Annotated in this window: 12 protein-coding genes; 7 read left to right on the plus strand and 5 right to left on the minus strand. The window is 32.1% G+C overall.

Annotation, left to right across the window (positions count from 1 at the left end; translation table 11 throughout):
- Positions 1-20 precede the first annotated feature (20 nt).
- The 4 genes from Q7C23_RS22230 to Q7C23_RS22245 all read right to left on the minus strand — a co-directional run bounded on the left by Q7C23_RS22230 (position 21) and on the right by Q7C23_RS22245 (position 4193).
- A complete protein-coding gene (locus Q7C23_RS22230) occupies positions 21-1763 on the minus strand; it encodes a CocE/NonD family hydrolase (protein ID WP_375034561.1) in 1743 nt (580 codons plus the stop codon).
- A 23-nt stretch (positions 1764-1786) separates the two neighbouring features.
- Positions 1787-2503: a LytR/AlgR family response regulator transcription factor gene (locus Q7C23_RS22235; protein WP_375034562.1), complete on the minus strand. Its 717-nt coding sequence runs from the start codon at positions 2501-2503 to the stop codon at positions 1787-1789.
- Positions 2500-3561, minus strand: a complete 1062-nt coding sequence (locus Q7C23_RS22240; protein ID WP_375034563.1) for a sensor histidine kinase — start codon at positions 3559-3561, stop codon at positions 2500-2502. Before Q7C23_RS22240 ends, Q7C23_RS22235 begins: the two co-directional genes overlap by 4 nt.
- Positions 3562-3746: 185 nt before the next feature.
- A complete protein-coding gene (locus tag Q7C23_RS22245; protein ID WP_375034564.1) occupies positions 3747-4193 on the minus strand; it encodes a hypothetical protein in 447 nt (148 codons plus the stop codon).
- A 294-nt stretch (positions 4194-4487) separates the two neighbouring features.
- Between Q7C23_RS22245 and Q7C23_RS22250 the strand changes: the two genes are divergently transcribed.
- Genes Q7C23_RS22250 through Q7C23_RS22260 form a run of 3 tightly spaced genes read left to right on the plus strand, consistent with a single transcriptional unit; the run spans position 4488 to position 7477 of the window.
- Positions 4488-5540 carry a sensor histidine kinase gene (locus Q7C23_RS22250; RefSeq protein WP_375034565.1) on the plus strand — a complete coding sequence of 351 codons (1053 nt, stop codon included), beginning with the start codon at positions 4488-4490 and terminating at the stop codon, positions 5538-5540.
- Between the two features lie 23 nt (positions 5541-5563).
- A complete protein-coding gene (locus tag Q7C23_RS22255; RefSeq protein ID WP_375034566.1) occupies positions 5564-6748 on the plus strand; it encodes an alpha/beta fold hydrolase in 1185 nt (394 codons plus the stop codon).
- A 24-nt stretch (positions 6749-6772) separates the two neighbouring features.
- Positions 6773-7477 carry a LytR/AlgR family response regulator transcription factor gene (locus Q7C23_RS22260; protein ID WP_375034567.1) on the plus strand — a complete coding sequence of 235 codons (705 nt, stop codon included), beginning with the start codon at positions 6773-6775 and terminating at the stop codon, positions 7475-7477.
- Between the two features lie 86 nt (positions 7478-7563).
- Here the strand turns inward: Q7C23_RS22260 and rsmG are convergent, their stop codons facing one another.
- Complete coding sequence (gene rsmG / locus Q7C23_RS22265) at positions 7564-8193, minus strand: 16S rRNA (guanine(527)-N(7))-methyltransferase RsmG (protein WP_194658041.1); 630 nt, start codon at positions 8191-8193, stop codon at positions 7564-7566.
- Between the two features lie 107 nt (positions 8194-8300).
- On the opposite strand from rsmG, the gene Q7C23_RS22270 reads away from it, so the two are divergent.
- The 4 genes from Q7C23_RS22270 (at position 8301) to Q7C23_RS22285 (ending at position 12176) form a co-directional block, all read left to right on the plus strand.
- Positions 8301-9395 carry an acyl-CoA desaturase gene (locus Q7C23_RS22270; protein ID WP_072975360.1) on the plus strand — a complete coding sequence of 365 codons (1095 nt, stop codon included), beginning with the start codon at positions 8301-8303 and terminating at the stop codon, positions 9393-9395.
- Between the two features lie 65 nt (positions 9396-9460).
- Positions 9461-10651, plus strand: coding sequence for a pyridoxal phosphate-dependent aminotransferase (locus Q7C23_RS22275; RefSeq protein WP_026985617.1), 1191 nt, complete (start codon positions 9461-9463; stop codon positions 10649-10651).
- 398 nt (positions 10652-11049) lie between these two features.
- Positions 11050-11508: a PA2169 family four-helix-bundle protein gene (locus tag Q7C23_RS22280; RefSeq protein WP_026985616.1), complete on the plus strand. Its 459-nt coding sequence runs from the start codon at positions 11050-11052 to the stop codon at positions 11506-11508.
- Positions 11509-11630: 122 nt separating this feature from the next.
- The gene (locus Q7C23_RS22285; RefSeq protein ID WP_375034568.1) at positions 11631-12176 is read left to right on the plus strand and encodes a dihydrofolate reductase family protein; all 546 of its coding nucleotides are present in this window, start codon (positions 11631-11633) and stop codon (positions 12174-12176) included.
- Positions 12177-12226 lie beyond the last annotated feature (50 nt).

The following is a 12226-nucleotide window of genomic DNA, read 5'->3' on the forward strand; positions in this document are numbered from 1 at the left end:
ATTCGGCTTTTGTTTTTTTCTTATTTCCAGATCGGAATTTTTACAAAACTATCATTATACCATTTTACTTTTAATGGTTCTGTTACATCTTTAATGCTTTCATCACTAACTTCTTTTACTGTTCCATAATTTAACTGAGAAAAGGCATTCTTATTAACATTAAGCACAACAACTAAACGACTCCCTTTATTTAATTGTTTACTGACCAAATGTGTATTCGAAAAAGAAATGACTTCTATTTGGTTTGATTTTAATAAATTTCTCGCTGTAATATCTTTAGCATAACTGGCTCGTCCTAAAAAATAAGACAGATGAAAATATTCTCCATTTGACATTAACTCATATAAAGTAACTCCAATATCCAGATCATTCTTATTGATGCTCACTTTTATTTCTCCTAAGAAGGAACCATTAATTAACATTGATTCTTTTAATGGATCACTAACAAAAACATATCCGCTTGTGGTATCAATTTCTTTTCTAATAATAGGATCTGGATAATAGTCGTTATTTTGTGTTTGCCTGTCGGCAAAATTAACTTCTTGTGATAAATAATCTTTTTCACCTGGCATTCTGGGATCCAAAGAATAGAATTTTCCTGATTTTTTATTCGTTAAATACATTTTTAGAAAACCATTCGTCATTTTATCTAAAGAGGGAGCGCTTCGCCACTCGCTTGCTCCCATTACTTCATAATTAATTTTGTCTTTCAACATTTCCGGCTTTGTTCCATTTTTCAGAATATAATCAAACCATTGATACGTTATTTTTTTAATATCGATTAGGGCTGTTGAATCAACTTTGTAATCACGCAATTCAATTTTCCCTCCAATTTGAGTACCAAAATGATCGTACGGTCCAATTATTACATACACCGGAGTTTTTGGATTGTATTTCTGAAGTTCTCGTATGTAATACAAACTTGAATTTTGAGAATCATTATAATAGCCATCAAAAGCTAAAACAGGAATGTTTATTTGTTCAAAATCTTCTTTATAAGGTGCCATTTTTTGCCAATATTCGTCAAATGAAGGATGCTTTATCCATCTTTGAAAATGTCGATTTGGACTACCATCAATACTATCCATTCTTTTATAAGCAACTCCGGTTTCCCACCATTTAAATAGCATTTTTCTAAATCGCTGCCTGTCATTTCCCGCAATTGTATCCAGATATTTATTATTCCCAACATAAAACGACCATTCATAATTGGGATTTACAAAAATGTTATTTTCCATCGGAAGCCCCATTCCTGGTCTATTAGCAACATATGGAACAATCGTTTTTAATGCCGGATGCATCTTTTTGCAAGCCGCCCACTGTGTATATCCGTTATAACTGCCACCATACATCCCTACACTTCCGTTACACCAATCTTGTTTACTAATCCAATCTATTACATCGTATGCATCATTGGCATCGTTTTCATAAGGAAATATTTCATCAGGACTAAATCTTTTCCCTCGTGAATAAGCAATAACACCAACGTAATCTTTATCTACTGCTTCTTTTAAGGATTTAATATCTCTCCCTTTATCTCTTACATAAATAGTATACTGCAATATCACAGGTTTCGGAACGGAAACTCCTTTTTTTCGAACTACAATTGCTGATATAAAAGCACCATCTCGTGTTTTAATCATTACACTATCCTGAATATTATAAGCGCTTTTTAAATCTTCTGATTTTGTTGCACTAGTTTGCTGTGAGAATGTATTTGATACTAATAAGATAAGAAATACAAAATTTAAAATTGTTTTCATTGAATCCTTTTATAGTTAGTCCACTAAATTTCATTACTGTTTTTGAATTTGACCGCTTGACGATTTGAAACTTTTAGTAACTCGCCTGAATTTAGCGTCAATTCCAGTCCGCATCCAACTGTTCTTTTAACTTCCTGGATGTAATTTATATTTACAATTTCGGTTCTATTTATTCTGAAAAAAATACCTTCATCTAATATTTCTTCCCATTGACGAAGAGAACGTCTTTGAAGTGCTTTTTTCCCCTGAAAATAAAGTCTGGTGTAATTTTCAAGCGATTCGATTAAGTAAATTTCATTCACTTGAACAAAAAACCGTTTTTCCCCATCCTTAATGAAAATTTTACGATTGTTTGCTAGTGAATTCGGAGCAGGTTTTAAGTTTATCGTATTTCTTATTTTTTCAATTGCTTGTGCGAAACGTTCTTCCCGTATAGGTTTCATTAAATAATCTAAAGCATTTACTTCAAATGCCTGCACAGCATACTGATTAAAAGCGGTTGTAAATAGCACAGCTGGTACATGGTCTAAAGATTCTAATAAATCGAAACCAGATTTTTCGGGCATCTGAATATCTAAAAAAATTAAATCAGGCCTACTTGTCTCAATTAAATCTTTTGCATCATCAGCATTTTCTGCCTCACCTATTAAAACAAAATCTTCATACGCCAATAAAGTTCTTTTCAGTTCTTCGCGTGATAAACGCTCATCATCTACTATTATAACTTTTATCTTTTTCATTTTGTTGGAAGTAAAATTGTTGCCAAAACCGTTTCATCATTGATCTCTTTAATTTCAAATGAAGCATTTCCGTTATACTGTAGTTTTAATCGTTCTTTCAGATTATTTAAACCTATGCCGCAATCTTTTATTTCGCTACTTAGGTTACCTGAGTTTTGAACGCTAATTTTTATAAATTTATTTTCCATTTCAACTTTTACAGTAATAAAACCACCGCTTTTTCTCTTTTCAATTCCGTGTTTAATTGCATTCTCAACCAGAGTCTGAATACTTAACGGCAAAATCAAATGTTTTGATAAGTTTACACTTGTTTCAATTTTCGTCTGCAAACGTTCCTCAAACCGGATTTTCTCTAATTCAAGGTAATCCAGGACAAGATCAATCTCCTCAATTAATGGTATCAATCTTCCAACATTATTATTTAACGAATTTCGCAACAACTCAGACAATAAATCAATTGCTCTTCTTGCTGAATCCGGATTTTCTAAAATCAAAAATTTTATATTATTCAATGAGTTAAAAAAGAAATGCGGATTTAGCTGTGTGCTCAAATTGTTCAATTGTGCTTCTTTCATCATAAGCGACAATCGGGCATTTTCTTTTACCGTTTCTATTTCAAGTCTGGAATAATGATACAGATGATAAGCCAAAACCCAAATAGACATTAATCTTGTACCTGTTATAAAAACTTGCAATTGCGTGAATTTCAAAAATTCTAAAAACGAAATAGGGCTACTTTTTAAAATAATTAAACGAACCAGATAAAGCTTAGCAACAATTAAAAGCATATAAAATAAAGAAAGTACCAAAACACTCATTGCAATTCTTGGAACTAACCTTTTTAGACTTAATTTATTCCATCCATTTTTTAAAGCAAAGTTTCTGTAAATATGTGTCAGTGCAATACCAATTGTAACGTCAAGTATTAAATCGGCTATACCAATTTTCCATATAAAAGTACCCCCAAAAAAAGCCGATAATCCCCAATACAAGGAAGTTGTAATCCAGCCAATTAATTGGATTGTCCAATATGTCGATATTCTTGTAATTCTTTTCAATACAAAAGTTTTTAAGTGTTGTTGTAAAGATATTCCTCTAATTAAGATTGAACAAATAAAAGTACATGAGCGGAAAATATCAGATGATGAATGAGTTTTTTTGTTTCAAGTTTCAAGTTTTGCTAGACTAAATAAAAAAGCCGAGTCTAAAATAGATTCGGCTTTTTTATTTATAATTATTGCTTTTATTTAGTTTCTTCAAGATATAAATTGGCTATTTTTTCTAAATAATCTTCTGAGCGAAAGCCTTTCGAGTTGGTTAAAATAATTGCAGTAACATCATCTTTATGATAAATAATTAACCCCGATTTTACATCAGCTTGCGCAGAAATGATTTCACATGAATCCTTTTGAGGTATCATTAATTTTATCAATTTACTAATTAATACACTATTACTTTCCTCTTTTTCAAACGAGCTTAGGTTGATATTACGAAGAAACGAATTCCTATTTTTATTCGGAATTCGTTTATCATGAACCTGAGAAGTTTCGGCTTTGTCGACAGCTAAAGGCGATTCTATAAATCTCGAAGGCTCTTCATAAACAATATCTTGTTTTCTTTTTTGAGAAAACAGATTGATCGTGTTCATTAAAATCAGGATGACGATTACATTTTTAATTGTTGTTTTCATTTCGGTTATTTTAGTTTATTATAAGAGGATTTCACTTTAGTAGATTCATTAGAAATGCTATTACTACAAGGATAAGTTTGACCATAAAATATTTTTAAGCGAATATAATTCCAGAATGATTTTGCAATTGCGCCCGCATACAGAAAGTCCGTTACAGCATTCAAATAATAAAATCGGATCAAAAGTAAATTCGTATGCTGAAACGCTGTTTTTGAGAGCAAAAACTCATTATTTATCGGCATCAATAAAGCGTGCTACTATATTTTGCTATCTTGCTTCCAATTAAAATAGCATATGATTTTTTTTAAAAATATTGATTTAAAAAGAATAGGATTTCACTTTTTATATTGGACATTTTTTTTATTCTTTTACGTTTCGAATAAATCTGACAATGAAGGTTATTACGAATATATTGTGACTTATTGTTGGAAAATTTCAGCGCAGGCAACATTTGGATATGGTCTGATTTATTGGATTATTCCTGAAACATTAAATAAAAAAAGATCTTTACTTTTTATAATCTCCTCCTTTAGTTGGTTTTATCTGGTATTTGCTCTTTTAATGATATTTAAATATTTTTATCTCGAACCAAAATTCCCTGGCTTTTTTGATGATTGGCTTGGTCATAAAATGACAATTCCAGAAAGATTAACTTCATTTAAATTAATGCTTAGAGAATTCTCTTTTCTTACTTACCCGGTTATTATCTTAGGTTTTATAAGTTTTAATCGCAAACAGCAGCGTCTTTTAAAATTGGAAGAAGAAAAGAAATCAATGGAATTGAAGGTTTTAAAAAACCAATTGAATCCACACTTTCTATTTAACACTTTAAACAATCTGTATACTTTAACGCTAAAAAAAGATGATAAAGCACCTGAGGTAATTGCGAAATTATCTGAGATCCTTGATTTTGTTCTGTATCGATGCAACGAAGATTATGTTTCGATTGAAAAAGAAATTGCCTTAATCGAAAATTATATCGTGCTGGAAAAACTCCGCTACAGCGAAAACCGATTAGATGTTTTGTTCACCAAAAATATTCAGGAAAATGCCAAAATTTCTCCTTTAATTATTCTGACATTCATAGAAAATGCTTTTAAACATGGCGTGGTTAATGAAACTGAAAAAGCAACAATTCGCCTGAAATTGGAAAGCAACAAACAACAAATCATTTTTAGAATTGAGAATACAAAGCCTAAAAATGAGTTTTCGAAAATTTCTGATAAATCAAAAATTGGATTAATAAATGTTCAAAAACAGCTGGATTTATTATATCCAAAAAAACATCAATTAGAAATTGAAGAAACACAAACTAATTATACCGTCAAACTTTATCTTACTCTTTAATCGTAAATTATATCGCTAACCTTATGAAAAAACAATTATTTAATCTCTTTTTACTTTGTTCATTTATAACAGCAAACAGTCAATCTAAAACCATCGATACTTTGGTTGATGTTGGCAATCATAAATTGCACTTCAAGATTGTAAAAGGTACCGGGATGCCGATACTTTTTGATTCCGGAGGAGGAAATGACGGATCAGTTTGGAATTCTATTTTAGAGAAAACCTCAGAGATTACAAAGGCTACCTTAATTACCTACGACCGTGCGGGTTTTGGACAAAGTACTATTGATACTTTGCAGACTGATGAATCTAAACACGGCATTATGAGCAGCATTGAAGATTTAGAAATCGGTTTAAAAAAATTGGGATACGATAAAGATATCTTATTAGTTTCGCATTCTTACGGAGGCTTCCTTTCAACACTTTATGCTTCAAGACATCCTAAATTGGTAAAAGGAATTGTTCTGATTGACGTGAATCATAATTATTATGAAGATGGTGTGATCGAAAAAGAAGTCGCTACGCAGGATAAATTAATTGAGCAATGGAAGATCAATAATAAAGGCACTTATTTTATGGCGAAAACTATTCTTGAAACCGTCAAAATAATGAGTAAAATTTCAATTCCGCAGAGTATTCCGGTTGTGGATTTTGTAAACGGAATTCCTTTCTTGAAAAAACCTGAAGAAATCGAGCGTTGGAAAGAGTGTCATAGAATTTTTGTAGCAAACAATCCTAATGTGACTGGCATTACGGCACATGATTGCGGTCATGGCATCTGGGTAGGAAATCCGCCTTTGGTAATAAATACAATAGCAAAGCTGTATGCTAATTCTTCTAAACAAAAAGCAGAAATTCAAGAGCGTGCCTTGCAATATGCGATTACAGCCTGTAATGAAGAAAAAGCTAAAGATCTGGCTGAAGACTTGGCTTTTAATCATTCCGAAGATGATTTGAATACTTGGGGTTATCAATTATTAGGAAAGAATGAGAACCAAAAAGCAGCCGAAGTTTTTAAACTTAATATTCTCTTGAATCCTGCTAGCGCAAATGCCTATGACAGTTATGGAGAAGCTCTTTTAAAAATTGATCAGAAAGAAGAAGCAATTAAAATGTATAAAAAATCGATCAAACTAAATCCTGAAAATAAAAATGGCAAGGAAGTTTTAGAAAGAATAGCCAAAGACACTTCAAAACCGCTAAATTAGATTTTAAATATTTATTCTTGTTGAATGAAACACAAATGCATTATTGTTGACGACGAACCTTTAGCAAGAGAATTAATTGCTTCACATTTAGCTCATTTCGAAAGTTTTGAATTAATCGATTCTTTTGACAATGCGCTTAAGGCTTACTCTTTTCTGGAAACAAACACTGTCCATTTAATTTTTCTGGATATTGAAATGCCTTTATTGAAGGGAAATGATTTCTTGAAAAAACTAAAAAATCCACCCAAAGTAATTTTTACAACGGCCTATAGAGAATATGCAATCGAAGGATACGAACTCAATGTGATTGATTATCTTTTAAAGCCCATTACTTTTGATCGCTTTTTTGTTTCAGTCGAAAAATTCAAACAGATGCAGCTTCCAAAAAAGGAAATTACTTCAACAACTGAAGATCACATTTTTGTGACAAGCGGCAGTAAAAACATTAAAATAATTTTTGATGAGATTTTGTACATTGAAAGTTTGAAAGATTACATTACGATTCATCTTGAAAATAGTACATCCCATCATATAAAACAGAATATTTCGATTTTTGAAAAACTATTAGATTCAAATTTTATTCGCATTCATCGCTCTTTTATTATTCAGACTAAAAAACTAACGGCGTATTCTAAAAATGATGTAGAAATAAATAATGTAGAAATTCCGATTGGTAATAGTTATAAAGAAAACTGGCTGGATTATTTAAACACAGCTGTTTTAAAATAAAAAACAAAAGCCGAATCTAAATTTAGATTCGGCTTTTACTTTTTATAAGTCCCATCAACCTGAGACTTGAAACAAAAAAACTTTTTCTAAGGCTGAAACTTCAAAGGTAGATGCACGACTTTTTTGGTTTCAAAAAACTCATCTTCAAAAATATCAGCCAAATCATATAACGTTGCTTTCGGAAAAGCCGCTAATTCTTCAGTTAAATCTCCACCTTTAAGATAAAGGATTCCATTTTTCAAAGTATGTTTATGTTGTTTTTTGATTTTATCTTTTATCCACGAAACAAAATCAGGCATATTGGTCACTGCACGGCTTACGATAAAATCGAAATCTCCTTTTACCAATTCAGCACGTTTTTGCTCTGCTTTTACGTTCTTTAATTCTAAGGCATCAACAACACCCTGAACCACTTTTATTTTCTTGGCAATAACATCAATTAGATAAAAACGCGTTTCCGGAAAAAGAATAGCTAACGGAATTCCAGGAAATCCGCCGCCCGTTCCCACATCCAAAACAGTTGCACCTGGCTCAAACTTCATAATTTTTGCGATTCCAAGCGAATGCAAAATGTGTTTTGTATATAAGGCATCAATATCTTTTCTAGAAATTACATTGATTTTTTCATTCCAGTCGTGGTATAAAAAGTCTAATTTTTGAAATTGTTCGATTTGAAGATCGGTCAAATCCGGAAAATATTTCAATATCTCATCCATTGCTCTAAATTTTTAACAAAAGTACTACTTTACGATTGAAATATTTAACTCAATTTTGCAAATTGAGAATTTATAATAATTACCTTTGAAACCTATTTAAAATAATTATGAATAACACTGCACCTACATTTGCAAGGCAAGACAATCTGAAATTTTTCAGAACACTTAACTCTCGGGTAAACAATTACTTCAAAGAGAATAATATTCAGAAAACTGGAAATTGGAAGTTACACTTAAAAGCGGTTATTCTATTTGCTGTTTTTTTAACACCTTACTTTTTAATCCTTACGCTTGATATGCCATTTTGGGTAATGTTGCTTTTGTCAATCGTTATCGGAATTGGAATGGCTGGAGTTGGAATGAACGTAATGCACGACGGAAATCACGGTTCATTTTCAACTAAAAACTGGATTAACAAATTTATGGGCGGAACTATTTATGTTTTAGCCGGAAACGTTTACAACTGGCAGGTACAACATAATGTATTACACCATACTTATACTAATATTCCCGGACATGACGAAGATTTAGATGCCGGAAGAATTATCCGTTTTACAAAAGATGCAAAATGGCATAGTTTTCACCGTTTTCAACATTATTATTCTGTTTTCTTATACGGATTATTGACTTTCAATTGGGCTATTACAACCGATTTTAAGCAAATGAGAAGTTACCTAAAAAGAAAATTATCATATGGAGAACCAAAAAGCCCAAAAATACTTTGGACAACTTTAATCATCACTAAAGTAATTTATGTTTCTATCTGGATTGTTCTTCCAATGGTTATCGGAATTACATGGTGGAAAGTTCTAATAGGTTTCTTCATCATGCACTATACTGCAGGATTAATTTTAAGTGTTGTTTTTCAATTAGCACACGTTGTAGAAGAAACTACAAATCCATCTCCAAACGAATTAGGTGAAATGGACAATACCTGGGCTATTCACCAATTGTTTACTACTACTAATTTTGCACCTAAAAATGCAATCGTAAACTGGTATACTGGTGGATTGAACCACCAAATCGAACACCATATTTTTCCAAATATCAGTCATATTCATTATGGTAAAATCGCAAAAATTGTAAAAGAAACTGCAAAAGAATGCAACTTACCTTATTACGAATACAGAACCATGACAGATGCCGTAATTGCTCACTTTAAGCATTTGCGTGATCTTGGAATGAAACCTGAACTAGCATAAAAAATCTATTAATAATTAACCTTCCTTAATTAAAGTTGAAATTAAGGACATTCAAAATTTTTATAATGAATCATATTCTTTCGGACAGAATCAACAACTTAGCGACCTCACAAACTTTGGCTATGGCCGCTTTAGCACGCGAATTAAAAGCACAAGGAAAAGATATTATCAGTTTAAGTTTAGGTGAGCCTGACTTCAATACACCAGACTTTATTAAAGAAGCTGTTAAAAAAGCAGTTGACGAAAATTATAGCACATATTCTCCAGTAGAAGGTTATTTAGAGTTGAGAGAAGCAATCTCTAGAAAATTTAAAAGAGACAACGGATTAGAGTACAAACCAACTCAAATCGTAGTTTCTACAGGAGCAAAACAATCATTATACAACATTGCACAAGTAATGTTAAATGATGGTGACGAGGTTATCTTGCCAGCACCATACTGGGTTTCTTATTTCGAAATTGTAAAACTTTCAGGCGGAGTTCCGGTTGAAGTTCCAACTTCTGTAGAAACTGATTTCAAAATCACTCCAGAACAATTAGAAGCTGCAATCACACCAAAAACAAAAATGATGTGGTTCAGTTCACCTTGTAACCCTTCAGGTTCTGTTTACAGCAGAGAAGAGTTAACAGCGCTTGCAAAAGTTTTAGAAAAACACCCAAATATCTACGTAGTTGCTGACGAAATTTATGAGCACATCAATTTCTCAGGAACTTTCTGCAGTATCGGTTCTATTCCTGGAATGTTAGAAAAAACAATCACGGTGAACGGAGTTGCAAAAGCATTCGCTATGACAGGATACAGAATTGGTTACATTGGAGCACCGGAATTCATTGCAAAAGCATGTACAAAAATTCAGGGACAAGTAACTTCAGGAGCAAATTCTGTAGCACAACGCGCTACAATTACTGCTGTAGATGCTGATCCAAGCGTATTAAACCACATGGTTCAGGCTTTCCACACTCGTAGAGATTTAGTAGTTGGATTATTAAAAGAAATTCCAGGAGTAAAAATTAACGTTCCTGAAGGAGCTTTTTACGTATTCCCAGACGTTTCTTCTTTCTTCGGAAAAACATTAAGAGGAACTGAAATTAAAGATGCAAACGACGTTTCAATGTATCTTTTAGCTGAGGCTAACGTAGCAACTGTAACAGGTGACGCTTTCGGAAATCCAAATTGTATTCGTTTTTCTTACGCGACAAGCGACGATATTTTAAAAGAAGCATTACGCAGAATCAAAGAAGCTTTGACTGTATAAAAATATAAAGAGTTTTATTAAAACGGCTTAAGGTTCAAAGTTTCATCACTTTATACTTTAAGCTGTTTTTTTATGTTTATTTTGGGCGTGTTTCGCCGCGGCGAACCGGGCTATCCGTTACAAGTCCTCGCCTGTTCGTTCCTCACGGCTGTGGGCTTTCCACTTCTATCTCTAACCCAAAACGGTCAACGAGAGGTTTCATTTCAAAAGAAACAATTTTAAACTTTAATCCAGTACAGAATAATTCGTAAAAATTCGTGCAATTGGTAGCAAACATAAATCTCAACCTTTCAAAATTCCCATTCTACAATCTTATAAAATGACACTATAATTGTATAAGACACAAGGCTTATTAAAATCCCAACTTTGTATTATACATTAATTAAAAATTAAAAGTTATGATACATACAGAAGAAACCACAACAGAAGCAGTTAATACTTTAGAAGGATTAATTTCTATTTTGGAAGACGGAAAACTAGGATATACCAATGCAGCAGAACATGTTGAAGATCTCATTATCAAAGCTGATTTTTTAGAGTACGCCCGCGAACGCGCCCTATTCATAGTTGAATTACAAGATCAAATCAACAAACTTGGAAAATCGACAGATACTTCTGGCGGAGGTCCATTAGGAGCTTTACACCGTACCTGGATTGACATCAAATCATCTTTTACCGGCGGAGATACTGAAGCAATTATTAATGCTTGTATTACAGGAGAAGAAGCTGCCGTTGAAAAATTCAAAATGGCCCTTGAGAAAAACGAATTGGACGGAAGTCAAATTGCCATTGTTTCAAAACAATTAAACAGCATCCAAAGTACATTGGATAAAATTAAAACGAAAAGATCGTCATAATAATTGATGCTATTTTTTTTGAGAAGAAAACTATCTGGTTCTTAAACTGGGTAGTTTTTTTGTTTTATTAAAACCTGAAATTATCTATTTTTAACTGAATTAATAAGACAAAATATTCTCAAATGAAAAAAGTAATTTTAGATTTAGCGGTAACCTTAGACGGTTTTATCGAAGGCCCAAATGGAGAAATTGATTGGTGTATTCTCGATGATGATATGGATTTTGATCGTTTCTTGTCTGACATAGATACCATTTTTTATGGTCGTATAAGTTTTGATAGCTGGGGTAATTTTCAACCGGAAGCAACCGCAGATCCAACCGAACAAAAACTTTGGGAAGGAGTTCATTCAAAAAAGAAATATGTTTTTTCAAGTCAAAACAGAAAAGATACTAATGCAGTTTTTATAAATTCTGATCTCTCCAATAATGTAAGTGAAATTAAAAAACAGTCTGGAAAAAATATTTGGTTATATGGAGGAGCAAGTCTTATTAAGACATTTATTCAATTAAACCTTATAGATATTTACCGTATATCAGTTCATCCAACTGTTTTAGGAAATGGTAAACCATTATTTGAAGATTTAAAAGAAAGAATCGAATTAAAGTTACTCAAAACAAATACTTTCAAGTCGGGTGTCGTGCAACTTATCTACGAACCAATCAAATAAAATCAAAATCTTAACCATCATCATTCCATATTAGTTAACTATTTCAAAAA

The sequence above is a fragment of the Flavobacterium sp. LAR06 genome (genome assembly GCF_041946075.1).
Lineage (GTDB): Bacteria > Bacteroidota > Bacteroidia > Flavobacteriales > Flavobacteriaceae > Flavobacterium.

Excerpts from the sequence above, each read along its gene's own strand:
- Q7C23_RS22230 (WP_375034561.1), bottom strand. The coding sequence starts at position 1,763 with ATGAAAACAATTTTAAATTTTGTATTTCTTATCTTATTAGTATCAAAT.
- Q7C23_RS22235 (WP_375034562.1), bottom strand. The coding sequence starts at position 2,503 with ATGAAAAAGATAAAAGTTATAATAGTAGATGATGAGCGTTTATCACGC.
- Q7C23_RS22245 (WP_375034564.1), bottom strand. The coding sequence starts at position 4,193 with ATGAAAACAACAATTAAAAATGTAATCGTCATCCTGATTTTAATGAAC.
- Q7C23_RS22250 (WP_375034565.1), top strand. The coding sequence starts at position 4,488 with ATGATTTTTTTTAAAAATATTGATTTAAAAAGAATAGGATTTCACTTT.
- Q7C23_RS22255 (WP_375034566.1), top strand. The coding sequence starts at position 5,564 with ATGAAAAAACAATTATTTAATCTCTTTTTACTTTGTTCATTTATAACA.
- Q7C23_RS22260 (WP_375034567.1), top strand. The coding sequence starts at position 6,773 with ATGAAACACAAATGCATTATTGTTGACGACGAACCTTTAGCAAGAGAA.
- rsmG (WP_194658041.1), bottom strand. The coding sequence starts at position 8,193 with ATGGATGAGATATTGAAATATTTTCCGGATTTGACCGATCTTCAAATC.
- Q7C23_RS22270 (WP_072975360.1), top strand. The coding sequence starts at position 8,301 with ATGAATAACACTGCACCTACATTTGCAAGGCAAGACAATCTGAAATTT.
- Q7C23_RS22275 (WP_026985617.1), top strand. The coding sequence starts at position 9,461 with ATGAATCATATTCTTTCGGACAGAATCAACAACTTAGCGACCTCACAA.
- Q7C23_RS22280 (WP_026985616.1), top strand. The coding sequence starts at position 11,050 with ATGATACATACAGAAGAAACCACAACAGAAGCAGTTAATACTTTAGAA.
- Q7C23_RS22285 (WP_375034568.1), top strand. The coding sequence starts at position 11,631 with ATGAAAAAAGTAATTTTAGATTTAGCGGTAACCTTAGACGGTTTTATC.